Annotated in this window: 20 protein-coding genes; 12 read left to right on the forward strand and 8 right to left on the reverse strand. The window is 71.5% G+C overall.

Annotation, left to right across the window (positions count from 1 at the left end; genetic code table 11):
• Window positions 1-212 precede the first annotated feature (212 nt).
• Window positions 213-818, reverse strand: a complete 606-nt coding sequence (locus tag WQ53_RS07485; RefSeq protein WP_052633971.1) for a DUF938 domain-containing protein — start codon at window positions 816-818, stop codon at window positions 213-215.
• Window positions 819-918: 100 nt separating this feature from the next.
• On the opposite strand from WQ53_RS07485, the gene WQ53_RS07490 reads away from it, so the two are divergent.
• The 9 genes from WQ53_RS07490 to WQ53_RS07530 all read left to right on the forward strand — a co-directional run bounded on the left by WQ53_RS07490 (window position 919) and on the right by WQ53_RS07530 (window position 13767).
• Entirely contained in the window at window positions 919-2547 is a 1629-nt protein-coding gene (locus tag WQ53_RS07490) for a TldD/PmbA family protein (protein WP_052631565.1), read from the forward strand.
• Window positions 2548-2720: 173 nt separating this feature from the next.
• On the forward strand, window positions 2721-4355 hold the full coding sequence (locus WQ53_RS07495) for a TldD/PmbA family protein (RefSeq protein ID WP_052631566.1): 1635 nt from the start codon (window positions 2721-2723) through the stop codon (window positions 4353-4355).
• A 22-nt stretch (window positions 4356-4377) separates the two neighbouring features.
• On the forward strand, window positions 4378-5712 hold the full coding sequence (locus WQ53_RS07500; RefSeq protein ID WP_052631567.1) for a TldD/PmbA family protein: 1335 nt from the start codon (window positions 4378-4380) through the stop codon (window positions 5710-5712).
• Between the two features lie 202 nt (window positions 5713-5914).
• Complete coding sequence (locus WQ53_RS07505) at window positions 5915-6622, forward strand: DUF4159 domain-containing protein (RefSeq protein WP_052633972.1); 708 nt, start codon at window positions 5915-5917, stop codon at window positions 6620-6622.
• 16 nt (window positions 6623-6638) lie between these two features.
• Window positions 6639-7637 carry an AAA family ATPase gene (locus tag WQ53_RS07510; protein WP_052631568.1) on the forward strand — a complete coding sequence of 333 codons (999 nt, stop codon included), beginning with the start codon at window positions 6639-6641 and terminating at the stop codon, window positions 7635-7637.
• 22 nt (window positions 7638-7659) lie between these two features.
• On the forward strand, window positions 7660-8556 hold the full coding sequence (locus WQ53_RS07515; protein ID WP_052631569.1) for a DUF58 domain-containing protein: 897 nt from the start codon (window positions 7660-7662) through the stop codon (window positions 8554-8556).
• Window positions 8553-9734, forward strand: coding sequence for a BatA domain-containing protein (locus WQ53_RS07520; RefSeq protein WP_052631570.1), 1182 nt, complete (start codon window positions 8553-8555; stop codon window positions 9732-9734). The genes WQ53_RS07515 and WQ53_RS07520 overlap by 4 nt, the downstream gene beginning before the upstream one ends.
• Window positions 9731-11926, forward strand: coding sequence for a DUF4175 domain-containing protein (locus WQ53_RS07525; protein WP_236685922.1), 2196 nt, complete (start codon window positions 9731-9733; stop codon window positions 11924-11926). The genes WQ53_RS07520 and WQ53_RS07525 overlap by 4 nt, the downstream gene beginning before the upstream one ends.
• On the forward strand, window positions 11923-13767 hold the full coding sequence (locus tag WQ53_RS07530; protein WP_052631571.1) for a hypothetical protein: 1845 nt from the start codon (window positions 11923-11925) through the stop codon (window positions 13765-13767). Before WQ53_RS07525 ends, WQ53_RS07530 begins: the two co-directional genes overlap by 4 nt.
• Window positions 13768-13832: 65 nt before the next feature.
• Here WQ53_RS07530 and WQ53_RS07535 read toward each other — a convergent pair whose 3' ends face one another.
• The 5 genes from WQ53_RS07535 to WQ53_RS07555 form a co-directional block, all read right to left on the reverse strand.
• Window positions 13833-14153 (reverse strand): helix-turn-helix domain-containing protein, encoded by a 321-nt coding sequence (locus WQ53_RS07535; protein ID WP_052631572.1) that lies wholly within the window; start codon window positions 14151-14153, stop codon window positions 13833-13835.
• Window positions 14150-14617 (reverse strand): type II toxin-antitoxin system RelE/ParE family toxin, encoded by a 468-nt coding sequence (locus WQ53_RS07540; RefSeq protein ID WP_236685923.1) that lies wholly within the window; start codon window positions 14615-14617, stop codon window positions 14150-14152. Before WQ53_RS07540 ends, WQ53_RS07535 begins: the two co-directional genes overlap by 4 nt.
• Before the next feature lie 84 nt (window positions 14618-14701).
• Complete coding sequence (locus WQ53_RS07545) at window positions 14702-15712, reverse strand: LacI family DNA-binding transcriptional regulator (protein WP_052633974.1); 1011 nt, start codon at window positions 15710-15712, stop codon at window positions 14702-14704.
• A 37-nt stretch (window positions 15713-15749) separates the two neighbouring features.
• Window positions 15750-17312: a sodium/sugar symporter gene (locus tag WQ53_RS07550; protein ID WP_052631574.1), complete on the reverse strand. Its 1563-nt coding sequence runs from the start codon at window positions 17310-17312 to the stop codon at window positions 15750-15752.
• Between the two features lie 140 nt (window positions 17313-17452).
• The gene (locus WQ53_RS07555; RefSeq protein ID WP_173427207.1) at window positions 17453-20044 is read right to left on the reverse strand and encodes a glycoside hydrolase family 3 protein; all 2592 of its coding nucleotides are present in this window, start codon (window positions 20042-20044) and stop codon (window positions 17453-17455) included.
• A gap of 489 nt (window positions 20045-20533) precedes the next feature.
• On the opposite strand from WQ53_RS07555, the gene WQ53_RS07560 reads away from it, so the two are divergent.
• On the forward strand, window positions 20534-21052 hold the full coding sequence (locus WQ53_RS07560) for a c-type cytochrome (RefSeq protein ID WP_052631575.1): 519 nt from the start codon (window positions 20534-20536) through the stop codon (window positions 21050-21052).
• Window positions 21053-21120: 68 nt separating this feature from the next.
• The gene (locus tag WQ53_RS07565) at window positions 21121-22860 is read left to right on the forward strand and encodes an ExeM/NucH family extracellular endonuclease (protein ID WP_052631576.1); all 1740 of its coding nucleotides are present in this window, start codon (window positions 21121-21123) and stop codon (window positions 22858-22860) included.
• Window positions 22861-23217: 357 nt separating this feature from the next.
• Here WQ53_RS07565 and WQ53_RS07570 read toward each other — a convergent pair whose 3' ends face one another.
• On the reverse strand, window positions 23218-24546 hold the full coding sequence (locus WQ53_RS07570) for an amidohydrolase (protein ID WP_052631577.1): 1329 nt from the start codon (window positions 24544-24546) through the stop codon (window positions 23218-23220).
• Between the two features lie 196 nt (window positions 24547-24742).
• Here WQ53_RS07570 and WQ53_RS07575 point away from each other — a divergent pair, with 196 nt between their 5' ends.
• Window positions 24743-25528: a TSUP family transporter gene (locus WQ53_RS07575; protein WP_052631578.1), complete on the forward strand. Its 786-nt coding sequence runs from the start codon at window positions 24743-24745 to the stop codon at window positions 25526-25528.
• A gap of 142 nt (window positions 25529-25670) precedes the next feature.
• Here WQ53_RS07575 and purU read toward each other — a convergent pair whose 3' ends face one another.
• Window positions 25671-26522 carry a formyltetrahydrofolate deformylase gene (purU, locus tag WQ53_RS07580; protein ID WP_052631579.1) on the reverse strand — a complete coding sequence of 284 codons (852 nt, stop codon included), beginning with the start codon at window positions 26520-26522 and terminating at the stop codon, window positions 25671-25673.
• Between the last annotated feature and the right edge of the window lie 38 nt (window positions 26523-26560).

The raw sequence follows: 26560 nt of genomic DNA on the forward strand, positions 1-26560 counted from the left end.
GAGAGTATCAATTCCTCCGGGCCCGAATCGCTGCACGTCGGCGATGCGCTGGTAGCAGAGCGCGATCAGGTGCGCCATCAGCAAAGGCGGTTCGCCTGGACCGCACACGAGAGGCGGCAGTGTGGAGACCGGGCCCTGCAGCGGGGAACGATCTTCGCGGCACGCGATGCGCTTCGCCGGTGACTGGCGCCGGACTCGCGCAGCCGACCGCCTCAGCCCGTCCGCCGCCAGACCCGGCAGCGGTTGTTGGCCGGCAGGGCACTGTCTTCCAGCAATGCCAGGCCGATGCCGCACGCCAGTGCGTCCACGGCCTCGGCGTCGCGGATGCCCGAGCGTGCATCGCGGGCCTTCAGCCAGGCGTCGAAGTCGCGGTTGCTGTCGCTGGTGTAGCCGCCGCCGTAGTTGAACGGCCCGTACACGACCAGCAGGCCGCCGGGCGCCAGCACGCGGCCGGTGCCGGCGAAGAAGGCCTCGACTTCCGCCCAACCCATGATGTGCAGGCTGTTGGCGCTGAACACCGCATCGAAACCGGCGGACGGCCACTCGCCGGCCACGTCCAGCGCCAGCGGTGGCGGCGTGTTGACCAGCGCCGCCTCGTCCAGCCACTGGCGGATGCCCGGCAGGTACGCGGCACGGTCGCTGGCCTGCCAGACCAGCCACGGCATCGCCGCGGCGAAGTGCACCGCATGCTGGCCGGTGCCGCTGGCGACTTCCAGCACCCGGCGCACGCCGCCGAAGTGCCTCTGCAGTACGGCCAGGATCGGCCCCTGGTTGCGCTCGCAGGCCGGCGCGAACGGTTTTTCGCTGGCGGCGGACATCGGCGCATTGTGCATCACGCCACCGACGTGACCTCCATCGCTTGACGCAACGGCGCACGCCGACCAAAGTCCGGCGCTGTTCTCCTTGCGGGCATTCCCCATGCGCAGACGCGATTTCCTCTCCTGTTCCGGCCTGGGCCTGGCCGGCCTGATGCTGCCGCATTCGCGCCTGGTCGCCGCCGAGGAGCTGCTGGGCTCGATCGACGTCGCCACCCGCAAGTCGCTGGCCGATGCCGCGCTGGGCGCTGCACGCCAGGCCGGCGCCAGCTACTGCGACGTGCGCATCGGCCGCTACCTGAGCCAGTCGCTGGTCACCCGCGAGGACCGGGTACAGAACGTGGCCAACACCGAATCCACCGGCACCGGCGTGCGCGTGATCGCCAACGGCGCCTGGGGTTTCGCCGCCACCAACCGGCTGACGCCCGACGGCGTGGCCGAGGCCGCGCGCCGGGCCGTGGCGATCGCCAGGGCCAACAGTTCGATCCGGACCGCGCCGGTGCAGCTGGCGCCCGCGCCGGGCGTCGGCGAGGTCACCTGGAAGACCCCGATCCGCAAGAACGCGATGGAAGTGCCGATCAAGGACAAGGTCGAACTGCTGCTGGCGGTCAACGCCGCCGCGCAAAACGCTGGCGCCGACTTCGTCGCTTCGCGGATGTTCCTGATCAACGAGCAGAAGTATTTCGCCAGCACCGACGGCTCCTGGATCGACCAGGACGTGCACCGGATCTGGCTGCCGTTCACGGTCACCGCCATCGACAAGGCCAGCGGCGCGTTCCGCACCCGGGACGGCCTGTCCGCGCCGATGGGCATGGGCTACGAATACCTGGACGCCGACCCGGCCGACAAACTGCAGCTGCCCGGCGGGGTCGTCGCCTACAAGCGCTCCTACGACGTGATGGAGGACGTGGTGGCCGCCGCCCGGCAGGCGCGCGCCAAGCTCGACGCGCCGTCGGTCAAGCCGGGCAAGTACGACCTGGTCATCGACCCGAGCAACCTGTTCCTGACCATCCACGAGAACGTCGGCCACCCGCTGGAGCTGGACCGTGTGCTCGGTTACGAGGCCAACTACGCCGGCACCAGCTTCGCCACCCTGGACAAGCGCGAGGCCGGCTTCCGCTGGGGCAGCCCGATCGTCAACTTCTTCGCCGACAAGACCCAGCCCGGCAGCCTGGGCGCGGTCGGCTACGACGACGAAGGCGTCAAGACCAGGCAGTGGGACCTGGTCAGGGACGGCATCCTGGTCGACTACCAGACCATCCGTGACCAGGCGCACATTCTCGGCAAGGCCGAGTCGGACGGCTGCTGCTACGCCGACTCCTGGTCCAGCGTGCAGTTCCAGCGCATGCCCAATGTCTCGCTGGCCCCGGGCAAGGCGTCCCTCTCGGTAGCCGACATGGTCAAGGACGTCGAGAACGGCATCTACATCCACGGCCGCGGCTCGTACTCGATCGACCAGCAGCGCTTCAACGCCCAGTTCGGCGGCCAGCTGTATTTCGAGATCAAGAACGGCCAGGTCACCCGCCAGATCGAGGACGTGGCCTACCAGATCCGCACGCCCGAATTCTGGAACGCCTGCTCGGCCATCTGCGACGAAAGCGACTACCGGCTGGGCGGCTCGTTCTTCGACGGCAAGGGCCAGCCCAGCCAGGTCTCTGCGGTCTCGCACGGCTCGTCCACCGCCCGTTTCGACGGCATCAACGTCATCAACACCGCCCGATCGCTGGGTTGAGCGACGCTCCGCCCACCGCAGCGCGGACATGACCAAAGTCATTTGACCCAGGTGGCGGTGCATGACGAGAATCGGGCACGCCGCGCGTGCCTGTCATGGGTGATGGAACCAGTAAGCGCGACCTGCCTTCCCGCCTGCCGTGGCCGTCCGTGGCCACTTCCCGGAGACCTGCCTTGCACAGACGCGACTTCCTCATCTGCAGCGGCCTCGGCCTGGCCGGTGCCGCCCTGCCGGCCATGTTCGGCAAGGCCATCGCCGCCGAACAGCTGGTGTCCGTGCTCGACCCGGCGCTCAAGCGGCGCCTGGCCGACGCCGCGCTGGCCGCCGCACGCCAGGCCGGCGCCAGCTACTGCGACGTGCGCGTCGGCCGCTACCTGCGCCAGTTCGTGATGACCCGCGAGGACCGGGTGCAGAACGTGGTCAACACCGAGTCCACCGGCACCGGCGTGCGCGTGATCGCCAACGGCGCCTGGGGCTTCGCCGCCACCAACCGGCTGACACCCGACGACGTGGCCGAGGCCGCGCGCCGGGCCGTGGCGATCGCCAAGGCCAACAGCTCGATCCGGACCGCGCCGGTGCAGCTGGCGCCCGCGCCGGGCGTGGGCGAGGTCGCCTGGAAGACCCCGATCCGCAAGAACGCGATGGAAGTGCCGATCAAGGACAAGGTCGACCTGCTGCTCGGCGCGAACGCCGCGGCCATGAACGCCGGCGCCGACTTCGTCAATTCCACCCTGTTCCTGGTCAACGAGCAGAAGTACTTCGCCAGCACCGACGGCTCCTACATCGACCAGGACGTGCACCGGATCTGGCTGCCGTTCACGGTCACCGCCATCGACAAGGCCAGCGGCAGGTTCCGTACCCGCAGTGAACTGTCCGCGCCGATGGGCCTGGGCTACGAATACCTGGACGCCGACCCCGCGCAGAAGTTCGTCTCGCCCAACGGCGTGGTCAACTACGGCCAGCGCTACGACCTGCTGGAAGACATCACCGCCGCCGCCAAACACGCGCGCGCCAAGCTCAGTGCGCCGTCGGTCAAGCCGGGCAAGTACGACCTGGTGCTGGATCCCTCGCACACCTGGCTGACCATCCACGAATGCGTCGGCCATCCGCTGGAGCTGGACCGCGTGCTCGGCTACGAGGCCAACTATGCCGGCACCAGCTTCGCCACCCTGGACAAGCGCGAGGCCGGCTTCCGCTGGGGCAGCGACCGGGTCGACCTGTTCGCCGACAAGACCCAGCCCGGCAGCCTCGGCTTCGTCGGCTACGACGACGAGGGCGTCAAGACCAAGCAGTGGGACCTGGTCAAGGACGGCATCCTGGTCGACTACCAGACCATCCGCGACCAGGCGCACATCCTCGGCAAGAACGAGTCGGACGGTTGCTGCTACGCCGACTCCTGGTCCAGCGTGCAGTTCCAGCGCATGCCCAACGTCTCGCTGGCCCCGGGCAAGTCCAGGCTCTCGGTGGCCGACATGATCAAGGACGTCGAAAACGGCATCTACATCATCGGCGACGGTTCGTTCTCGATCGACCAGCAACGGTTCAACGCCCAGTTCGGCGGCCAGCTGTTCTTCGAGATCAAGGACGGGCGGATCACCCAGCAGATCGAGGACGTGGCCTACCAGATCCGCACGCCGGAATTCTGGAACGCCTGCTCGGCCATCTGCGACGACAGCGACTACCGACTCGGTGGCTCGTTCTTCGACGGCAAGGGCCAGCCCAGCCAGGTCTCGGCGGTCTCGCACGGCTCGTCCACCGCCCGTTTCGACGGCATCAACGTCATCAACACCGCCCGGTCGCTCGGCTGACGGTCAGGAGAATCCACGAATCATGAGCATCCTCACCGAAGCACAGGCCAAAGCCATCCTGGACAAGGTCCTGGCCCTGTCCACCGCCGACGAATGCACCGCGACCCTGACCGGCACCACCACCGGCAACATCCGCTTCGCCCTGAACAACGTCTCCACCAGCGGCGAGGTCTACGACATCGAACTGGGCGTGCAGGTTGCGTTCGGCAGGCGCGTGGGCACCGCGACGATCAACGAGTTCGACGACGCAGCGCTGGCCCGCGTGGTCAAGCGTGCCGAGGACCTGGCCAGGCTGGCGCCGGAAAACCCGGAATTCATGCCGGCCATCGAGAAGCAGGCCTACCGGCCCACCCCGACCTTCAGCGAGTCGACCGCGGCGATCGACCCGGCCTACCGCGCCAAGGTCGCCGCCGACACCATCGCCCCGTGCAAGGCCGAGCAACTGGTCGCCGCCGGCTTCCTGGAAGACGGCCAGCGCTTCGTCGCCTTCGCCAACAGCAAGGGCAACTTCGGCTACCAGCGGGCGACCGACCTCAACTACACCTGCACCGTGCGCACCGAGGACGGCCGTGGTTCGGGCTGGGTCGGGCGCAACCTCAGGGACGCCAGCGAATTCGACGCCGGCCAGGACATCCGCACCGCCATCCGCAAGGCCAGCGCCTCGGTCGACGCCAAGGCGCTGGAGCCGGGCAAGTACACGGTGGTGCTGGAACCGGCGGCGGCGGCGGGGCTGATCTCGTTCATGATGAACTTCTTCGACGCGCGCGCCGCCGACGAAGGCCGCAGCTTCCTGTCCAGGAAGGGCGGCGGCAACCGGCTGGGCGAGCAGGTCTACGATCCGCAGGTCAACATCTACGCCGACCCGTGGGACCCGCTGGCCCCGGTCATGCCGTGGGACGGCGAAGGCCTGGCGCGGACCCGGCAGCCGCTGATCGAGAACGGCAGGATCGCCAACCTGGACTACTCGCGCTTCTGGGCGCAGAAGCAGGGCAAGCAGGCGGTCGGCCGCCCCGGCAACCTGCTGATGACCGGCGGCGACAAGTCCACCGCCGACCTGGTCCGCGGCACCGACCGCGGCGTGCTGGTCACCCGCACCTGGTACATCCGCATGGTCGACCCGCAGACCGTGCTGCTGACCGGCCTGACCCGCGACGGCACCTTCTACATCGAGAACGGCCAGATCAAGCACCCGATCAAGAACTTCCGCTTCAACGAGTCGCCGGTGATCATGCTCAACAACATCGACGAACTGGGCAAGCCGGTGCGCGTCGGCGGCGACGAGTCCCGTTTCGCGATGGTGCTGCCGCCGATGCGGCTGCGCGATTTCACCTTCACCTCGCTGTCCGACGCGGTCTGAGTGCGGATGCCCTCCCCCGCGCGCGGGGGAGGGCCAGGATGCGGACCCGACGCGATCCGGCGCACGCGACATGGCGCCGGGTCGTTCCGCAATCCGATGCCGCTCCAGCGCCGTGCCCTCGCCCGATGAACTCCTCCCCGCCCGTACCGCCAGCCAGCACGACCGCCTCCGCGGCCGCGGGCCGGCGCGGATGCGCACCGCGATGAACCGGGCGCAGTTCCTGCGGCTGATGGCCTCCGGCCTGGGCGCGGCGCTGCTGGCCGGCCCGCTGCGCGCCGCGCGCGCGGCGGCGGGCTACGACTTCTGGTTCACCCGGCTCAAGTACGACTCCGGCGACTGGGACGTGGACGCGCGCATGCCGTCCAACGTCATCACTTCGCTGATCGACTACACCACGCTGCGGGTGGACCCGAAGGAACACGTTCTGGCGCTGTCCGACCCGAAGGTGCTGGACGCGCCGTTCTGCTACCTGGCCGGGCACAAGCTGGTGGAGTTCAACCCGGACGAGCGGCGCATCTTCGAGCGCTACGTGCGCAACGGCGGTTTCGTCTTCGTCGACGACTGCAACCACGACATCGACGGCCTGTTCGCCAAGTCGTTCGAAGCGCAGATGGCATCGATCTTCGGCCCGCGCGCGCTGAAGAAGCTGCCAAACCGCCACCCGGTCTACCACAGCTTCTTCCGTTTTCCCGACGGTCCGCCGGCCACCAGCTTCGAACTCAACGGCTGGGGCGACGACCTGGTGCACGACTACCTGAAGGGCATCGAGATCGATGGCCGCCTGGGCGTGCTCTACAGCAACAAGGACTACGGCTGCGAGTGGGACTACGACTGGCGCAACAAGCGCTTCCTGGCCGAGGACAACACCCGGTTCGCGGTCAACATCGTGATGTACGCACTGAACAACTGACGGACCCGGAACGACCATGCCGCAGGCCACCGAAGAAACCCTCATCCAGGAACGACTCGCCCGCCTGGACCCGTTGCGCGAAGCCATCGCCCAGGCCGTGGTCGGCCAGGCCGAGGTGGTCGAGCAGTTGCTGATCGGCCTGCTGGCCGGCGGCCACTGCCTGCTGGAAGGCGTGCCCGGGCTGGGCAAGACCCTGCTGGTGCGCACGCTCGGCCAGGCGCTGGACCTGCAGTTCCGGCGCGTGCAGTTCACCCCGGACCTGATGCCCAGCGACATCCTCGGCACCGAGCTGCTGGAAGAGGACCACGGCACCGGCAAGCGCCACTTCAAGTTCCAGCCCGGCCCGGTGTTCACCCACCTGCTGCTGGCCGACGAACTGAACCGCACGCCGCCCAAGACCCAGGCCGCGCTGCTGGAAGCGATGCAGGAGCGCACGGTCAGCTACGCCGGCACCACCTACGCGCTGCCGCGGCCGTTCTTCGTGCTGGCCACGCAGAACCCGGTCGAGCAGGCCGGCACCTATCCGCTGCCGGAAGCGCAGCTCGACCGCTTCCTGCTGCACGTGCGCGTGGACTACCCCAGCGAGGCCGAGGAGCAGGCGATCCTGGTCCGGACCACCGGCAGCGACGCCCAGCAGGTGCCCAAGGTGATGCAGGGCGAGGAAATCCTGGAGCTGCAGGCACTGGTGCGCCAGGTGCACCTGGGCGCGGACCTGCTGGCCTGGATCGCGCGCCTGGTCCGCACCAGCCGCCCCGGCGAGGGCGCGCCGGACGCGGTGCGCAAGTACGTGCGCTGGGGCGCCGGCCCGCGCGCCGGGCAGTCGCTGGTGCTGGCGGCCAAGGCGCGCGCGCTGCTGCACGGCCGCCTGGCCGCCACCCGCGAGGACGTGGTCGCGCTGGCCGCGCCGGTGATGCGCCACCGCCTGCTGCTGTCGTTCGCCGCCGAGGCCGAACAGCAGGACGCCGACAGCGTGGTCGCCGCGTTGCTGAAGGCCGTACCGTTCCCCGGCGCCTGATCCCGGCCCGCGACCGCCTTCCGTGACCGGCGACCTCATCCCGCCCGCACTGCGCAACCGCCTGCGCGACCTGCGCCTGACCTCGCGCCATGCAATCGGCGCGCAGGGCATCGGCCTGCACCGCAGCCACAGCCGCGGCGCCGGGCTGGAGTTCTCCCAGTACCGCGCCTACGAGCCGGGCGACGACCCGCGCCAGGTCGACTGGAAGCTGTACGCGCGCTCGGACCGGTTCTTCGTCCGCGAATCCGAGCGCGAAAGCCCGCTGGACGTGTGGATCCTGCTGGACGCCAGCGCCTCGATGGCGCAGGCCGATGCCACCCGTCCGGACTGGTCGCGGCTGGATGCGGCACGCTGCCTGGCCGCCTGCCTGGGCGAACTGGCGCTGCGCCAGGGCGACCGCTTCGGCCTGGTCGGCCTGCACGAGGGCGGCCTGCGCCTGCTGCCGCCGGGCACCGGCACCCGCCAGCGCGACCGCCTGCAGCTGGAACTGCGCGGGCTCGAGGCCGGCGGCGGCTTCCCGCCCGAGTCGCGGCTGGCGCCGCTGTGGGAACGCATCGGCAGCCGCGACCTGGTGGTGCTGCTGAGCGACTGCTTCGACGAGGCCGCCGTGGCGCTGGCCGAACGGCTGGCGGCCGCGCGCCGCGAGGTGCTGGCGATCCAGCTGCTGACGGTCGAGGAACGCGATTTCCCGTTCCGCGGCGGGCACCGCTTCCACGATCCGGAAAGCGGCGAGGAACTGCTGGGCGACGGCACGGCGATGCGCGCCGACTACCTGGCCCGCTTCGCCCAGGCGCAGGCGGCGCTGGATGCGCGGCTCGACGCGGCCGGCATCCGCCATGCGCGCCACGTGCTGGACGAAGCGCCGGACCTGGCGTTGCGCAGGCTGTTCGGCAGGCACGACGCGGTGGAATACGCATGAGCCTGGCGCTGCTGCTGCCCGCCGCCCTGGTCGCGCTCGCGGCCCTGCTGGTGCCGCTGCTGCTGCACCTGGCGCGGCGCAGCCAGCTGCAGCCGACGCCGTTTGCCGCGCTGCGCTGGCTGCGGCAGAAACCGCGGCCGCGCCATCGCATCCGCTTCGACGAATGGCCGCTGCTGCTGCTGCGCCTGCTGCTGTTGGCCGGGCTGGCGCTGTGGCTGGCGCAGCCGGTATTGCTGGGCCGCGAGGACCGGCGCCCCTACGTGGCGGTGGCGACCGGCGTCGATGCGGCCGCGATCGACCGCGACACCCTGCCCGCCGGAGCGCGTCTGCACCGGCTGGCCGCGGGCTTCCCGGCACTGGACGCGACCGGCACGCCCGCCGGCCCGGCACCGCTGGCCAGTCTGCTGCGCCAGTTGGACGCCGAACTGCCGGCCGGCGTGCCGTTGACGGTGATCGTGCCGGACATCCTCGACGGCACCGACGCACAGCGGCCACGGCTGTCGCGCGCGGTGGACTGGCGCATCGTCGACGGCGGCGGCGCCGCACCGCGCGAGCCGGCCGCGACCGTGCTGCCGTCCATCCGCCATGGCGACGGTGCGGAAGGCCTGCGCTACCTGCGCGCCGCCGCCCGCGCCTGGCAGCCGCCGGCCGATGACGGCGGCGAAGTCGACGTCAGCGACGCCGCACTATCGATCGCCACGGCCGCGCAACCGCCGGAAGCCGCGCCGCGGCCGTTGCTGTGGCTGGGCGCGGGCGAACTGCCGGCCGCCGTGCGGCAATGGATCCAGGCTGGCGGCACCGCCCTGGTCGACCACGACACCGCGGTCGATGGCGTGGCGGGTTTCGCCCCGCTGTGGCGCGACGCGCAGGGCACGGTGCTGGTCGAAGGTGTGCGCGACGGCCGCGGCCGCCTGCTGCGCTTCACCGTGCCGCTGCGGCCGCAGGCGATGCCGGTCCTGCTGGAAGCGGACTTCCCGCAGCGCCTACTGGCCCTGCTGCAACCGCCAGCGCCGGCGCCGGCGCTGGTCGCGGCAACGGCCTACACACCTGATACCGGCGATGCGGTTTACCCGCAGCCGCCGCTGCCGCTGCAGCCCTGGCTGGCGGTGCTGCTGGCGGCGCTGTTCGCGCTGGAACGCTGGCTGGCCACGCGCCGGCAACGGGGCCCGTCGCCGTGACCCTGCCGTTCCTGCCCCACCGCCTGCTGCGACAGGCGCAACGCCGCGGCCTGGCGATCGACCTGGCCTTCGTCGTGCCGGTATTGCTTGCCATGACCTCCCTGGCCTGGCGCTTGGGCGGCACGCCTGCGGCCATCGCCATCGCCACGCTGGCCGCAGCCATCGCCGGCATCCAGCTCATACGGCGCTGGCGCCGGCACGACGCCACCTGGCTGGTGCGCCGGCTCAACGACGAACGCGCCGGCCTGGAGGACAGCGCCGACCTGCTGCTGGCCGATGCGGCCGCGCTGCCGCCACTGCCGCGCCTGCAGCAGCAGCGCCTGTGGCAGCGCCTGCGCGCCGATCCGCCCGACCTGCGCCGGTCGTGGCCGTGGCGCCGGCTGCTGCCGGCCGTGGCCTTGCCGCTGGCCGTGGCCGTCCTCGCGCTGGGCTGGCCCCCGGCCGATCCGCTGCCGGCCGGCCCGACCGCCGCCGTGGCGGGTCGGGACGCCGTCGTCCCTGCGCCGCCACCGCAACGGATCGGGCAGCAGCTGCGGGTGCAGCCCCCGGCCCATACCGGCCTGCCGGAACGCAGCAGCACCGACCTGCAGGCCCAGGCACCGCAGGATTCCCGCCTGCACTGGTCGCTGCGCTACGACCGCACGCCCGAAGCGGTAGCGCTGGTCTTCCACGACGGCAGGCGCCTGCCGTTGCGGCTGCACGAGGGCGCGTGGCACGCCGATGCCGTGCTCACCGAATCGGTGCTGTACCGCATCGAAGCGGACGGTGCGGCCGACGATGCGCAGCGCCTGTACCGGCTGGACGCCATCCCCGACCGGCCGCCGCAGGTCCGGGTGCTGCAGCCGGATCGCAGCCTGAGCCTGGCGACGCCGGGCCAGCGCCACTGGGACGTGGCCTTCGAGGCCAGCGACGACTACGGCGTGGCCGCCGCCGCACAGCTGCGCGTGGTGCTGGCCCAGGGCAGCGGCGAGAACATCGCCTTCCGGGAATCGCGGATCGCCCTGGCCGGCAGCGGCGAACCGGTCCGCAAGCGCTTCGCCCACCGGCTGGACCTGGCCGCGCTGGGCTTCGCCGAAGGCGACGACCTGGTGGTGCAGCTGGTCGTCGCCGACAACCGCCGGCCGCGGCCGCACGAGGCGCGCAGCCCCAGCCTGATCCTGCGCTGGCAGGCCGGACTGGGCGCGGCGCCGACCGGGATCGAGGCGGTGGTCAGGCAGGTCCTGCCGGCGTATTTCCGCAGCCAGCGCCAGATCATCATCGACGCCGAGGCGCTGCAGAAGCGCAAGCCGGCGCTGGGCGATGCGGACTTCGTCAAGCGCTCGGACGCGATCGGCGTGGACCAGCGCATCCTGCGCCTGCGCTACGGCCAGTTCCTCGGCGAGGAAACCGAAGGCGCGCCGAGGCGGCCGCCGCTGCCGACCGACGATGCCGGGGAAGAGCACCACGACGACGACGGCCACGACCATGGCCGCTCCGCCGCGACCGCCGACCTGCACGACCATGGCCACGACGACGACCCGGGCCAACCGCAGGTGTTCGGCCGCCAGGAAGACGTGCTGGCCGAGTACGGCCATACCCACGACCACGCCGAGGCCGCGACCCTGCTGGATCCGGAGACCCGCGCCATCCTCAAGCAGGCGCTGGACCAGATGTGGCAGTCGGAACTGCACCTGCGCCAGGGCCGTCCCGACCAGGCGCTGCCCTATGCCTACAAGGCGCTGGACTTCATCAAGCAGGTGCAGCAGGCCAGCCGCATCTACCTGGCCCGGGTCGGCCCGCAGCTGCCGCCGATCGACGAAGGCCGCCGGCTGGGCGGCAAGCGCGACGGCATCGCTCCGCGCGCCGGTGCGCTGCAGCGCCGCGACGACGCCGACGCGGCGGCGATCGAATCGCTGTGGCGCGCGCTGGGTCCGCAACAGGATGGCAGCGACGGCAGCTCCATCACGGACAGCCTGGACGGGCTGGAGGCCTGGCTGCGGCAACACCCGGACCGCGCACCGGACGCGCTGTCGCTCTATGCGGCAATCGATGCGCTGCGCCGGCAACCCGATTGCGCCGACTGCCGCACTGCATTGCGCGGCCTGCTGTGGCCGCTGCTGCCGCGCCCGCCGGCCGCCACGCTGCGCCGCGACGACGGCGATGCGCAGGGCCGGCGCTACCTGGACGCCCTGCGCCGCGAGGAACAGCGATGAGCGGTCCCGCACTCGCCTGCGCCCTGCTGCTGGCCCTGGCCACCGTGCTGTCCTGGGCGCGCCTGCTGCACTGGCAGCGCCACCGCGCGGCCGGCCAGCCGCCGCGCCGCGGTCGCCTGGCGGTGCTGCTGCTGGCCCAGCCGCTGGCCGCCGGTCTGCTGTACCTGGTCCTGTTCCCGCCGCATGCCGCCACCCAAGGCGGCCGGCTGACCGTGCTGACCGCCGGCGCGGAAACAACTGCGCCCGCGATCGCCAGCGAAACCCTGGTCGTCCTGCCGGAAGCCGCAGCCGGCAGCGACGCCGAGCGCGTGCCGGACCTGGCCACCGCGCTGCGCCGGCACCCGGGCACCCAAGCGCTGCAGGTGCTGGGCGGCGGGCTGGAAGCGCGCGACCGCGATGCCGCGCGCGGCCTGCCGCTGGAATTCGCCGCGCCGCCGGAGCCGGTCGGCCTGGTCGAACTGGATGCACCGTTCCGCGTCGGCCGTGGCGACGCCTTCGCCGTGCGCGGCCGCGTGCACGGCATCGAAGGCGGCAGCATCGAATTGCTCGATCCCGCCGGACAGGTGCTGGACCGCCAACCGCCGGGCGAGGACGGCCGCTTCCACCTCGCCGGCACCGCGCGCGTGGCCGGGCTGGCCGACTATGCGCTGCGCGTGCTGGACGCGCGCGGCCAGCCGCACGAGCGCCTGCCACTGCCGTTGCAGGTGACCGACCCGGCGCCGCTGCGCGTGCTGGTGCTGGCCGGCGCGCCGAACCCGGAATTGAAGTACCTGCGCCGCTGGGCGGTCGATGCCGGCCTGGACCTGCACGCGCGCATCGACGCCGGCGCCGGCATCGACCTGGGCGACGGCCCGGTGGCGATGGACGCCGCCTCGCTGGGCAGGTTCGACCTGCTGGTGCTGGACGAGCGCGCCTGGTCGTCGTTGTCTTCCGCCCAGCGCCGCGGCCTGGACGAGGCCGTCGCCGCCGGCCTGGGCCTGCTGCTGCGCGCGACCGGCCCGCTGCCGGCCGACCTGCGCCGCCAGCTGCAGGCCTGGGGGCTGCACGCCAGTGCCGGCGATGCCGCGGTCGAGGCCGTGCTGGACGAGGACTTCGGCGCCGGCGAAGACGGACGGGCCGCGACCCTGCACGCGCGCATCGGCCCCGGCACCGCCGATGCGCCGCGCAGCGCGGACGCGCCGGCCACCGCCCTGCCGGCACTGCAACGGCGTGACCTGCGCATCGACGGCGATGCCGTGCTGCCGCTGGCGCGCGATGGCAAGGGCCAGGCGCTGGCGGCGTGGACGGCGCGCGGCCGCGGCCGGGTCGGCGTGGTCGGCCTGGCCGACAGCTACCGGCTGGTGCTGGCCGGGCGCACCGACCGCCATGGCGAATTCTGGAGCCACGCCTTCGCCACCGTGGCCCGCGGCATGCACGCACCGCGGGTCGTGCCGCCGTCGCCGGCGCGGCAGGACGAACGCCTGGTGCTGTGCGGACTGGACGACGGCGCGCGCCTGCTCCCGCCGGATGGAAGTCCCATCCCGCTGGTGATCGACCCGGCCGTGCCCGGCGCCTGTGCCGCGGCCTGGCCGCAGCAGGCCGGCTGGCACTGGTTGCAGCAGGGCGACGACCCGCCCGTGCCGTTCCACGTGACGGCGCGGGACGACGGCCTGGTCCTGCAGTCCGCGCAACGCCGCGAAGCGACCCTGCGACTGGCCGCGCAGGCCCCGGCCGCGGCTCCGGCAGCGGCGGGCCCGCCACGCCGCGGCCCGTCCTGGCCGTGGCTGCTCGGCTGGCTGCTGCTGGTCGGTGCGCTGTGGTGGTTCGAGCGCAGGAAGCGGGCGCATGGCGAAGTGGAGTGACCTCATGCCGCGGAACGGTGTCGACTCCAATGACGTCAGGCCGCCTCTCGGCGCCCATGGGCGATTCAGGCCGCCACGCTGATCCCCGCCGCCCGCGCACGCCGGGCCGGCTGCACCACGATCTCCACGCGCTGGTCCAGCGACACCAGCGCCTGCATCAACCGCTCCAGTGAGATGTTCTGGAGCTTGTAGCGGCGCACCTGCGACACCTTGGGCTGGGTCATGCCGGTGATCGCCGCCGCTTCCGTCTGGCTCAAACCGCGCTGCGCGATCAGTTCGTTGAGCTTGAACGCAAGCGCGGCCTTGGCCGACAGTTCCTCGGCATCGTCGAAGCCGAGATCCAGCAGCACGTTGTCGGTACCCCGGGGATGGGAATTGCGTTTCATTGCGTCCTCCTGCCTGCGCCATGGCGGGCAAGCACCGCTTTCAACCGCTTCTCGATCAGTTCCACGTCCGGCTGTGGCGTGGCGGCGCCGGACTTGGACTTCTTCTGGAAGGCGTGCAGCACGTGGACTGCATCGCCCAGCCGCACGGTATAGACCGCCCGGAAGGTATCGCCCCGGTGGTCCTCCACCAGTTCATGCACGCCGGAACCCAGCCCCTTCCATGGCTTGGCCGAATCCGGCAGGCCGCCCAGCTGGACCACGAACAGCGCCACGCCCATGTCCTTCTGCACATCGATGGGGAATTCCTTGAAATCCTTCTTCGCGGAGCCCTCCCAGTACAGCCGCTTCCGGTGCTGCTCCATGAATATACCTGTTCGGGAATAAATGGCAATGCGTGCGTCCCGCCACTTCCTGCCCGCTCCCACCGCCAGGGCATGCCGGGAATTGCCGCGCGCGGCGTCCAATGTCCCAACGCCAGTACGCCGGGAAAACCAGGAAACCGGCTTGCCGGATATAGGAAATACCCGCGGGCAGCACGAGGCTGCCATTCACCCCGCTGGCACCGGCCCGGTCGACTGCCGCAGCTGCAGCGCGTAGGGCATGCGCACCATGCGCCCGGCGCTGCGGTCGCGGATCGCGTTGAGCAGCTGCACGGTGGCGACCTGGCCCATGTCGCGGGTGGGCTGCTGCACGGTGGTCAGCGCCGGGAAGATCTGCTGCGAGATCGGGGTGTTGTCGAAGCCGCACACCGACACGTCGCGCGGCACGCGCAGGCCCAGTTCGCTGGCCGCGCGCATCACCCCGGCGGCCATGTCGTCGTTGGCGGCGAAGATCGCGGTCGGCCGCTCGGCCAGGGCGAGCAGCTGGCGCCCGGCGGCCAGGCCCGAATCGAACGAGAACTCGCCGTCGACCACCAGCGCCGGGTCGTAGCGCAGGCCGGCGCGGCGCAGTGCGCTGCGGTAGCCGGCCATGCGCCATTCGCTGGCGCCGTGGTCGGGGTGGCCGCGCACGTGGGCGATGCGCTGGTGGCCGAGCGCGATCAGGTGCGCCATCAGCTCGCCCACCGCCTCGTGCTCGTCCAGGGTCACGCCGATGCGGCCCTCGCGGTGCTTGGGCGAGATGCAGGAGAACGCGATCCCGCGCTGGTCCAGCCGGTCCAGCAGCGCGGCGCTGTCGGTCAGCGGCGGGGTCAGGATCAGCCCGTCCAGGCGCGAGGCCATGACCAGCGCATCGACCGCGTCGAGGAAGTCGGGGCTGTGGTAGCCGACCGGCTGCATCACCATGCCGTAGTGGTGGCTCTCGCAGGCCTCCACCACCCCGGTCAGGATCTCCATCAGATAGTTCGGCGACGGGTTGTCGTACAGCAGCGCGACCAGGTAGGAGCGGTTGCCGGCCAGGCTGCGCGCCGACGGATCGGGACGGTAGTTCAGCGCCGCCACCGTCTCCAGCACGCGCGCGCGCGTGACTTCGCGCACGCCCGGCTCGTTGTTGAGCACGCGCGACACCGTCTTCATGGATACGCCGGCCTGGTTGGCGACGTCCTCGATCCTGACCCGCATCATGCCCCCGCCATGTGCCCGCCCCGTCGCATCCGCATCACCAGAACAGCGCGTACAGCGCGGCCAGGATCGCGATCACGCCGAACGCGGCGATGTTGAAGCCGGCCGAGGTGGAGTAGTCCACGTCGTCGGTACGGATCAGGTCGCTGCCGGCCCGCTGCGGCCGCGTCGCCAGCGACACGCCCACGGCCAGCGCCAGCGCCAGCAGGAACACCAGGCCGACGCGGTCGATGAACGGCAGCGACGGCCAGGCCAGCTTGAGCACGATCGACAGCACGAACGAGCCGATCGCCGCTGCCAGCGCGCCGGCCTCGTTGGCGCGCTTCCAGAACAGGCCCAGCACGAAGATCACCACGATGCCCGGGGTGAAGAAGCCGGTGTATTCCTGGATGTACTGGAAGGCCTGGTCGAAGCTGCCCAGCAGCGGGCGCGCGGTCAGGATCGCCAGCAGCACCGACACCGTCGCGGCGATGCGGCCCACGCGCACCAGCCGCGCCTGCTCGGCCTGCGGGCGCGACTTGGCGTAGAAGTCCAGGGTGAAGATGGTGGCCACCGAATTGATCTTGGACGCCAGCGAGGCCACGATCGCCGCCACCAGCGCGGCGAACACCAGGCCGAGGATGCCGCCGGGCAGCAGCGACATCATCGTCGGATAGGCCTGGTCGGGCTTGGCCAGGTCCGGCGCCAGCATCACCGCGGCGATGCCCGGCACCACCACCACCAGCGGCATCAGCAGCTTGAGGAAGGCGGCGAACACCACGCCCTTCTGCGCCTCGCGCAGGTCCTTGGCCGCCAGCGCGCGCTGGATGATGTACTGGTTGAAGCCCCAGTAGCTGATGTTCATGATCCACATGCCGCCGATCAGCACGCTGATGCCCGGCAGGTCCTTGTAGAACGGGTTGTCCTTGCTGAGGATCATCTCGAAGTGGCCGGGGTGCTCGGCCCACAGGCGCGAGAAGCCGCCGGCGACGCTGCCGTCGCCGATGTGGCTCAGGGTGATCCCGGTGACCAGCAGGCCGCCCATCACCAGCAGGGTGACCTGCACGATGTCGGTCAGCGCCACCGCCTTCAGGCCGCCGTACAGCTGGTAGGCCAAGGCGAACACGCCCAGCAGCACCAGCGCCAAGGTCTGGTCCATGCCGGTGACCTGGGTCACCGCGATCGAGCCCAGCCACAGGATCGAGGTCAGGTTCACGAACACGTACAGGCCCAGCCAGAACACGGCCATCAGCGTGCGGATGCGGGTGCCGTACCGCTCCTCCAGGAACTGCGGCATCGTGTAGATGCGGTTGCGCAGGAAGATCGGCAGGAAGAACTTGCCGACGATCAGCAGGGTGGCCGCGGCCATCCACTCGTAGGAGGCGATCGCCAGTCCGAGGGCGTAGCCCGAACCGGACATGCCGATGATCTGCTCGGCCGAAATGTTCGCCGCGATCAGCGAGGCGCCGATCGCCCACCACGGCAGCGACTTGCTGGCCAGGAAGTAGTCGGTGGCGGACTTCTGGTGCCCCGCCTTCTCGCGCGAGACCCATTGCGCCAGGGTGAAGATGCCCGCCAGGTAGACGAGCACGATCACCACATCCAGTGTTGCCAGCTTCATCCAGCCTCTCCCGGTTGCTTGCCGTCGATGTGGGGAGGGCGGCACGGCCCGCCGGGTCGCGGCGATCGCAGCCGCGGCGGCAGGTTTCCATCAGCAGGCCCGCGCCGCCGCCCTCCCGGCGCGGCGCGGGCCGGGTACGGCTAGTTCGCGGTGGGGCAGTCGAGGATTTGCCGCGCCTCGCTCACTGCGCCGATCGCCACGCGGGAGATCGACAGTGTGGTCGCCGCATCGCTGTGCAGCCTGACCACCGTGTCGAGCCCGGCCACGTCGGCACCGCTGGCGGCAAAGCACTTCAGCGGGATGCCCAGCGTGGTCCACTGCCCGGCCGGCAGCGCGGCCAGCGCGTCGCGCAGCGGCAGCGGCGAACCGGCACCGGCGCTGGCGGCGACCGAACCGCTGGCCGGGACCGCGTCCGGGCGCAGGGTCAGCACCAGCAGCAGGTCGCCGTTGGTTTCGCGGGTCAGCTCCTGCGGCGGCTGGGACGCGATCGCCACGCTGGCGGCCTGCGCGCCCGACCAGGTGAAGCGGCGCGCGTCCTCCTGTCGCTCGTGGTCGACCGCGGTCACCGCCAGGCTGTTGTCGGCCAGCGCCGCCGGCACGGTGGTGACCTGCACGGCCTGGGCCTGCGCGTCCTCCAGCTTCAGGCTCAGGCCCGGGGCGAGCAGGCCGCGGGCGAAGTACACGCCGGCCGGCGCCTGCAGGCCCTCGATGCCGGAATCTTCCGGCAGCGGCGCCAGGTCGCCGTTGTCGGCGTAGGTGAGGCCATGGCCGAAGGCGAACAGCGGGTCGTGGCCGGGCTGGTTGACCGCCGCGTCGAGCGCGTTGCGCGGCCAGGAGAAGCTGAGCTTGCCCTTGAAGTCGTGGCCGACGCTGCCGTCGGCCTTGCGCAGCAGCACGTCGGCCACGCCGGCACCTTCGCCGCCCGGCAGCCAGGCGGCGACGAAGGCATCGGCGGCGTTGATCTCGCGGTTCATCCACAGCGGCCGGCCGGTGATGAACACCGCCACCACCGGGATGCCGTCGGCCTTGAGCCTGCGGATCAGTTCCAGGTCGCTGTCGTTGCCGGGATTGAACAGCAGGTTGGGGATGTCGCCCTGGAATTCGGCGTAGGGTTCTTCGCCGAACACCACCACGGCCACGTCCGGCTTGTTCCGGTACTTGCCGTCCACCGCCAGCTCGGCCTGGCCACCGCCGGCCTTGACCGCGCGGGCGATGCCTTCCCAGATCGTGTCGGCGTTGGGGAAGTCGGCACGGACCGTGCCGGTGCCCTGCCAGCTCAGGGTCCAGCCGCCGGTCTGCTTGGTCATGTTGTCTGCGCCGTCGCCGGCGACCAGCACCCGCTGGTCCGTGCGCAGCGGCAGGACGCCGCCCTGGTTCTTGAGCAGGACCAGCGATTCGCGCACCGCCTGGCGTGCGACGGCACGGTGCTCGGGCGCGCCGAGCAACTCGAACTTGCCGCCGAGCGCGCGCTGCGACGGCTTGGGCGCGTCGAACAGCTTCATCAGGAACTTGACCCGCAGGATCCGGCGCACCGCATCGTCCAGGCGCTCGATCGGCAACGTGCCGTTCTTCGCCGCGGCCAGGGTGGTCTCGTACATGCCCTTCCAGCTGTCCGGCGCCATCGCCATGTCCAGGCCGGCGACGAAGGTGGCCGGGCAGTCGTCGTTGCTGCAGCCGGGGATCTGGCCGTGGCCGTTCCAGTCGCCGACGATGAAGCCGCCGAAGGCCATGCGGCCCTTCAGTACGTCGGTCAGCAGCGGCTGGTGGCCGTGCATCTTGGTGCCGTGGAAGCTGTTGAACGAGGCCATCACCGACTGCGCGCCGGCCTCGATCGCGGTCTTGTAGCCGGCCGTGTGCACGTCGCGCAGTTCGGCCTCGCTGACCTGGGTGTCGCCCTGGTCGCGGCCGCCGGTGGTGCCGCCGTCGCCGACGAAGTGCTTGACCGACACCATCACCCGGTTGTCGCCGAGGAAGTCCGGCGCGCCGACCTTGCCCTGCAGGCCCTCGACCATCGCCACGGCGAACTCGGCCACCACCTGCGGGTTCTCCGAATAGCCCTCGTAGGCGCGGCCCCAGCGCACGTCCTGCGGCACCGCCACGGTCGGCGCGAATGCCCACTCCATGCCGGTGGCGCGGGTCTCCAGCGCGGTGATCTCGCCGATGCGGCGCAGCAGTTCCGGGTTGCGGGTGGCGCCGAGGCCGACGTTGTGCGGGAACAGGGTCGCGCCCACGACATTGCTCTGGCCATGCATCGCGTCGATGCCCCAGATCACCGGGATCGCCTTGCCGCCGCCGGAGGTGTCCATCGACGCCTCCCAGAACGCGTCGGCCAGCGCCAGCCATTCGGCCGGGGCGGCGTTGTACTTGCCGCCGGGGTCGGAGCTGCCGCCGGCCAGGATCGAGCCGAGCCGGTACTTGCGCACGTCCTCCGGGGTGATGCTGTCGATGTCGCCCTGGATGATCTGGCCGACCTTCTCCTCCAGGGTCATGCTCGCCAGCAGCTCGTCGATACGCTGCTCCAGCGCCGGATCGGCGGCCAGCGGCCAGGCCAGCGCCGGCCAGGCATCCGGGTGGATGCTGCCGTCGGCTGTGGCCGTCGGGTCGGCGGTGGCCGGCGCGTCGGCCGGTGCCGGGGCGCGGTTGCAGGCGGCCAGCACGGCCAGCGCCAGTGCGGCGGCCAATGCGTGGCGGATGCGGACGGCAGGCGCACGGGCGCCGGCATGGATGCTCATCAGGATCTCCCTCCGGTCGGTCTCTGGAGGCGCCCACAACCATCCGGGCGCCTTTTGCGGCAATGACGGGCGCAGAGGCTTGTCACAAATGGCAGCGCTGTCAACCGGACGGGCGGGTTCCTGTCCCGTGACTTCCGGCAGGGCCCCGGCGGGCGTCCGCGCGCGGGGCGCGGCCGGGCCCGGAAAACCCCCGTGCTGGCGGGCGATTGCCGTCCTCCCGTCCCGCGGGCAGGCCCATGTCGGGCCGGCCATGGGCGGGGCCCGGCCTGCTGCATCGCAACAGCCCTTTTGCGACGGACCGGAGAGGTCGGCGGGCCAGCCAGGCCATCCCGCCGCGGACAGAGGGACGACCTCCCCGGCCGCGCCGGATCGCCCACCGCGACGCCGCAGCGCCCGCCCTTCAAGGCTTCCGGCTTCCGAAGCCGGCGCAACCCTCTCTATAATCGCCGCCAGCTGTGGCCGGCCGCGCCACTCGCCATAGGATGCGATGTGCGTAACTACGACCTGGAATTCCTCAAGCGCTTCTCGATGATCATCGGCCTGCTGGCCCTGGTCACCCTGGGCCTGATCCTGCTGGCGATCTACCTGCACCGCCAGCTGCCGCCGGAAATCTCGCCCACGGCCGCCCGGCGCACGGCCGAGCGCATCCACCCGGTCGGCGCGGTCTATGCCGGCGACACCGGCGCCGCCGCCCAGGCCGCCGCGGCCGCCGCGGCCGCGGCCAAGGCCGCCTCGCAGGTCGCCTACGGCGGCACCACCGACGGCGCGGTCATCTACCAGAACCTGTGCGGCGCCTGCCACACCACCGGCGTGGGCCAGGCCCCGACCCTGGACCGCGCGCAGTGGAATGCGCGCATCGCGCAGGGCACCGAGACGATGTACCGGCATGCCATCGAGGGCTTCACCGGCCCGGACGGCGGGATCATGCCGCCGCGCGGCGGCAACCCCTCGCTGACCGACGAACAGGTCCAGGTCACGGTCGACTGGATGCTCGCCAACCTGAAGTAAGCCACGCCCCCTTCCAGACAACGCCGCCTCCGGGCGGCGTTGTCGTTTCCGCCCACGGTAGGCCCACCATGCGCCCCATTTCGCCGCTGCGTCCGTCCCTCCTGCTGCTGGCCCTCGCCGTCGCCGGCCCGGCCGGCGCCGCCACCCTGGCGATCGGCCAGGTCCAGGGCAGCGGCCCGCGCAGCCCGCTCGAGGGCCAGGCGGTATCGGTGGCCGGCACGGTGAGCGCCGATTTCCGCGAGGGACTGGGCGGCCTCTACATCCAGGATGCCGGCGACGGCGACCCGGCCACCTCCGACGGCCTGTTCGTGCAGGCGGCCGACGGCTTCGAGTTTCCGGCCGGCCTGGCGGCCGGTGCGCGCTGCCGCTTCCACGGCCGCGTGGCCGAACTGGAAGGACGCGGCGGCGACAGCCTGACCGCGCTGCGGGTCGACCGCATCGACCGCTGCCGGCCGGGCACGCCGGTACCGGTGCAGGCGATCGCGGCGCTGCCGGACGACTGGGAGTCGCTGGAAGGCATGGCGGTGCGCGTGGACGCCCCGCTCACCGTCACCGGTACCGACGCGGTGCAGCGCTTCGGCGAGCTGGCGGTGTCGTTCGATGGCCGCCAGTGGCAGCCCAGCGAACTGGCGCGCCCGGGCTCGGCCGAACACGCCGCGCTGGCGGCGCGCAACGCGCGCCAGCGCCTGCTGCTGGACGACGGCAGCGCGCAGCGCGACCCGGCGCAGGTCGCCTGGCTCGACGGCGGCGAGGTGCCGCGCACGGGCAGCGTGGTGCGCGGCGCCGAAGGCATCGTCGACCAGCGCCACGGCGGCTGGCGGCTGCAGCTGACCGCGCCACCACGGATCGAGGCGGCGGAGCGACCGGAACCGCCGCAGGTGCCGGGCAATGTGCGCGTGGCCGCGTTCAACCTGGAGAACCTGTTCAACGGCGACGGTCGTGGCGGCGGCTTCCCGACCGCGCGCGGCGCGCGCACGCCGCAGGCGCTGGACGCGCAGCTGGCCAAGCTGGTGGCCACGATCGAGGCGCTGGACCCGGACGTGGCCGCGCTGATGGAGCTGGAGAACGACGGCTATGGCGAGGATTCCAGCATCGCCGCACTGGTGCGGGCGCTCGACCCCGACGGCGGCCGCTGGCGCTTCGTCAACACCGGCCACGGCCCCGGTCCGGACGCCATACGCGTCGGCCTGCTCTACCGCGCCGACCGCCTGGTCGCGCGCGGCAAGCCGGCGGTGCTCGAGGGCGGGCCGTTCGGCGAACGCAGCCGCGTGCCGCTGGCGCAGGCGTTCCGGCGCAAGGGCGGCGGCGGGGAGTTCGTGGTGGTCGCCAACCACTTCAAGTCCAAGGGCTGCAGCGAAGCCGAGGGCGCCGACGCCGACCAGAAGGACGGCCAGGCCTGCTGGAACGCGCTGCGCCTGGACTCGGCGCAGCGGCTGCACGCCTGGCTGCAGTCGGCGCCGCTGGGGCGCGGCCGCGAGCGGGTGATCCTGCTGGGCGATTTCAATGCCTACGGGATGGAGGATCCGGTGCGCTGGCTGCGCGAGGAGGGAGGCTGGGCCGATGCCTTCGCCGCCGCCGGAGTCGCGGACCCGGATGCAGCCGGTCCCTACAGCTACGTGTACCAGGGCCTCAGCGGCCGGCTCGACCACGCCCTGCTGAGCCCGGCGCTGGTGCCGCACCTGCGCGGCGCGGCCGAGTGGCACGTCAACGCCGACGAGCCCGGTGACGCCGGCTATGCCGGCCGCAACGTGCCCGGCCCGTGGCGCAGTTCGGACCACGATCCGCTGTTGCTGGGGTTCGATCTTTAGGCGCCGGGCTCCGGCCGGCGACATGCCACGTCGGCGCAGGCGACTCCCTCACGGTTCCGACGCCCATGTCGCCGACTGAAGTCAGCTCCTACAGAAGAGCGGCGGCGCCATGGCTGTTGTAGGAGCCGGGTTCAGCCGGCGACACGACGCCGTCGGCACAGGCGACTTCCTCATGGTTCCGACGCCCGTGTCGCCAGCAAGCTGGGCTCCTACAAGGCCTGCGCCATTGCGGTTGCAGGAGCCGGGCTTGCCCGCGACGCGACGTCGCGGGCACAGGCGACTCCCTCATTCTCCTGACGCCCGTGTCGCCGGCTGAACCCGGCTCCTACACACACGCTCAGGAAGCGCGACCGCGGCTCAGCCGGCGGTGCCGTGCAGGTAGTCCAGCGACACCTGCAGCAGCGCGCGCAAGCCGACGTCCAGCGCGGTCTCGTCGAGCAGGAACTCCGGCGAGTGGTTGCCCGGCGCGGTGGCCGGGTCGATGCCCGGCGAGGTCGCGCCGACGAAGAAGAACATCGCCGGCACCTGCCGCGCGTAGAAGGAGAAGTCCTCCGCGCCCATCTGCAGCGGCGGCTCGTACACGTTGTCCGCACCGACCACCGCCTGCAGGCTCGGCCGCATCTTCGCGGTCAGCGCCGGGTCGTTGACCGTGGCCGGGTTGCCGTCGCCGTCGGGTACTTTCGCCTCGACCATGGCGCCGTGCGCGGCGGCCACGTGCTCGGACACGTTGCGCAGGTCGGCGAATATCCGCTCGCGCATGGCTTCGTCGAAGGTGCGGATGGTGCCGATCAGCTCCACGTCGTCGGGAATGATGTTGTAGCGGATGCCGCCGTTGACCGCGCCGAAGGTGACTACGGCCGGCAGTCTGGCGATGTCGGTGCGGCGGCTGACGATCGTCTGCGCGGTGCCGACCAGGTCGGCCGCGGCGACGATCGGGTCGATCCCGCCCCACGGCCGCGAGCCGTGCGTCTGCCGGCCGACCACCTTGATGCTGAAGCTGTCGGACGCGGCCATCAGCGGGCCGCCGCGCACCGCGATCTGCCCGGCCGGCACCGAGGAGAACACGTGCAGGCCGAACACGGCCTCGGGCTTGAAGTCCGCGAACAGGCCCTGCGCCAGCATCAGCGAGGCGCCGCCCTCCTCGCCCTCCGGCGCGCCTTCCTCCGCGGGCTGGAACACGAACATGACCTCGCCCGGCAACTCGTCGCGCATCGCCACCAGCGCCTTGGCCACGCCGAGCAGGATGCCGGTGTGGGCGTCGTGGCCGCAGGCGTGCATCACCCCGACGGTCTGGCCGCGGTAGGTCGCCGTCGCCTTCGACGCGTACGGCAGCCCGGTGCGTTCGGTCACCGGCAGCGCGTCCATGTCCGCGCGCAGGGCGATCCGCGGTCCCGGCTTTCCGCCCTTGAGGATCGCGACCACGCCGTGGTGGGCGATGCCGGTCTTCGGCTCCAGGCCCATGCGCCGCAGTTCCTCCGCCACCACCCTGGCGGTGCGCGCCTCGCGGTTGGACAACTCCGGGTGCTGGTGGAAGTCGCGGCGCCAGTCGACCACCTGCTGCTGCAGCTGCGCGGCTGCCGCGGCCACTTCGGGGCGCTGCGCAGCATCGGCTTGCGCCGGCGGGACAAGGGCGAACGAAAGGGCGCAGGCAAGCAGGGAAGCACTCGAGCGGGCAGCCAGGGACATCGCGCGACTCCGGTGGATGATCCGTCGATGCTACCGGTTACGCATGCACATGGCGGCATCGGACTCCAGGAAGGGCCGGAACGGTCTTCGTCATTCCCGTGCAGGCGGGGACGACGACAGTTGTTCAGGCCTTTCCCTAGAATGGCGACCCACGCCACGTCATCCGCGCCGGCGTCTTCCCCACGCCGGTAGCCCGATGGCCGATCTCGCCCTGCAGCTCCTGCTGCTGCTTTTCCTCGCCGGCCTGCTGGCCGGCTTCATCGATTCGATCGCCGGCGGCGGCGGCATGATCACCCTGCCGGCGATGCTGCTGGCCGGGATCCCGCCGCTGCAGGCGCTGGGGACCAACAAGCTGCAGTCGCTGTTCGGCTCGGCCTCGGCCAGCTGGTCCTACGCGCGTCACGGCCACGTGGACCTGCGCGGGCAACTGCCGATGGCGCTGGCCGCCGCGGCCGGCGCGGTGCTCGGCGCACTGCTGGCCACGGTGGTGCCGGGCGCGTGGCTGCGCGCCGTGCTGCCATTCCTGTTGATCGGCATCGCGCTGTACTTTGCGCTCAAGCCCGACATCGGCGCGGTCGACCGCCACCGGCGGATGAGCCCGCGCGCGTTCGGCCTGACCTTCGTGCCGGCGATCGGCTTCTACGACGGCGTGTTCGGCCCGGGCACCGGCTCGTTCCTGATGCTGGGCTTCGTCGGCCTGGCCGGCTTCGGCCTGCTCAAGGCCACCGCGCACACCAAGTTCCTCAACTTCGGCTCGAACCTGGGCGCGTTCGCGGTGTTCGCGGTGACCGGCTCGGTGCTGTGGAAGGTGGGCCTGCTGATGGGCGCCGGCCAGTTCCTCGGCGCGCAGCTGGGCTCGCGCTTCGCGATGCGGCACGGCACGCGGGTGATCAAGCCGCTGCTGGTGACCGTGTCGCTGCTGCTGGCGCTGAAGCTGCTGGCCGATCCAGCGCATCCGCTGCGCGGGTGGCTGGGATTCTGAGCCCGCCACGCAGTTCCTTGTAGGAGCCGGGTTCAGCCGGCGACACGGGCGTCGGGAAAACGAGGGCGTCGCCTGTGCCGACGTGGTGTGTCGCCGGCTGAACCCGGCTCCTACAAAAAGCGCGATGCCGCTGCGACGTCGCTCAGCGGAATACGACGGTCTTGTGGCCGTTGAGCAGGATCCGGTGCTCGACGTGGCGGCGCACCGCCCGCGCCAGCACCTGCGATTCGATGTCGCTGCCGGTGCGGACCAGGTCGCGCGGAGTCATGGCGTGGTCCACGCGGGCCACGTCCTGCTCGATGATCGGGCCCTCGTCCAGGTCGGGCGTCACGTAGTGCGCGGTGGCGCCGATGATCTTGACCCCGCGCGCGTGCGCCTGGTGGTACGGCTGGGCGCCCTTGAAGCTGGGCAGGAAGCTGTGGTGGATGTTGATCGCGCGCCCGGCCAGCGCCTCGCACAGCCGCGGCGAGAGGATCTGCATGTAGCGCGCCAGCACCACCAGGTCGATGCGCTCGCGCTCGACCAGGCCGAGGATCGCCTGCTCCTGCTCCGCGCGGTTGGCCGCGTCCACCGGCAGGTGGTGGAACGGCACCCCGTAGGACGCCGACAGCGCCGCGAAGTCGGCGTGGTTGGAGGCGACCGCGGCGATGTCCACCCGCAGCTGGCCGCTGTGCGCGCGAAACAGCAGGTCGTTGAGGCAGTGGCCCTGCCGGCTGACCAGCACCAGCAGGCGCGCGCGCCGGCGCGCGTCGTGGATCTGCCAGTCCATGTCGAACTCGTCGGCCAGGTGGCCGAAGCGTTCGTGCACGACGGGCAGCACGCCGGGCTCGGGCACCTCGAAATGCACGCGCAGGAAGAAGCGGCCGCTCTCCTCGTCGCCGTACTGCTGGGCGTCGAGGATGTTGCAGCCCTGGCCGAACAGCAGGCCGCTGACGCGGTAGACGATCCCGGTGCGGTCGGGGCAGGAGAGGGCGAGGACGTGGTCGTGGCGCATAGGGGCGCCATGGTAGGCGAGCACAGGCGGCGGCGCGC

Origin of the sequence: Pseudoxanthomonas suwonensis (assembly GCF_000972865.1) — a bacterium.
GTDB lineage: Bacteria > Pseudomonadota > Gammaproteobacteria > Xanthomonadales > Xanthomonadaceae > Pseudoxanthomonas > Pseudoxanthomonas suwonensis_B.

What these genes read in the sequence shown, in the direction of transcription:
- WQ53_RS07505 (WP_052633972.1), top strand. Translation starts at nt 5,915, where the DNA reads ATGAACCGGGCGCAGTTCCTGCGGCTGATGGCCTCCGGCCTGGGCGCG.
- WQ53_RS07535 (WP_052631572.1), bottom strand. Translation starts at nt 14,153, where the DNA reads ATGAAACGCAATTCCCATCCCCGGGGTACCGACAACGTGCTGCTGGAT.
- purU (WP_052631579.1), bottom strand. Translation starts at nt 26,522, where the DNA reads ATGCGCCACGACCACGTCCTCGCCCTCTCCTGCCCCGACCGCACCGGG.
- WQ53_RS07530 (WP_052631571.1), top strand. Translation starts at nt 11,923, where the DNA reads ATGAGCGGTCCCGCACTCGCCTGCGCCCTGCTGCTGGCCCTGGCCACC.
- WQ53_RS07485 (WP_052633971.1), bottom strand. Translation starts at nt 818, where the DNA reads ATGTCCGCCGCCAGCGAAAAACCGTTCGCGCCGGCCTGCGAGCGCAAC.
- WQ53_RS07520 (WP_052631570.1), top strand. Translation starts at nt 8,553, where the DNA reads ATGAGCCTGGCGCTGCTGCTGCCCGCCGCCCTGGTCGCGCTCGCGGCC.
- WQ53_RS07545 (WP_052633974.1), bottom strand. Translation starts at nt 15,712, where the DNA reads ATGCGGGTCAGGATCGAGGACGTCGCCAACCAGGCCGGCGTATCCATG.
- WQ53_RS07570 (WP_052631577.1), bottom strand. Translation starts at nt 24,546, where the DNA reads ATGTCCCTGGCTGCCCGCTCGAGTGCTTCCCTGCTTGCCTGCGCCCTT.
- WQ53_RS07550 (WP_052631574.1), bottom strand. Translation starts at nt 17,312, where the DNA reads ATGAAGCTGGCAACACTGGATGTGGTGATCGTGCTCGTCTACCTGGCG.
- WQ53_RS07565 (WP_052631576.1), top strand. Translation starts at nt 21,121, where the DNA reads ATGCGCCCCATTTCGCCGCTGCGTCCGTCCCTCCTGCTGCTGGCCCTC.
- WQ53_RS07510 (WP_052631568.1), top strand. Translation starts at nt 6,639, where the DNA reads ATGCCGCAGGCCACCGAAGAAACCCTCATCCAGGAACGACTCGCCCGC.
- WQ53_RS07555 (WP_173427207.1), bottom strand. Translation starts at nt 20,044, where the DNA reads ATGAGCATCCATGCCGGCGCCCGTGCGCCTGCCGTCCGCATCCGCCAC.
- WQ53_RS07575 (WP_052631578.1), top strand. Translation starts at nt 24,743, where the DNA reads ATGGCCGATCTCGCCCTGCAGCTCCTGCTGCTGCTTTTCCTCGCCGGC.
- WQ53_RS07490 (WP_052631565.1), top strand. Translation starts at nt 919, where the DNA reads ATGCGCAGACGCGATTTCCTCTCCTGTTCCGGCCTGGGCCTGGCCGGC.
- WQ53_RS07500 (WP_052631567.1), top strand. Translation starts at nt 4,378, where the DNA reads ATGAGCATCCTCACCGAAGCACAGGCCAAAGCCATCCTGGACAAGGTC.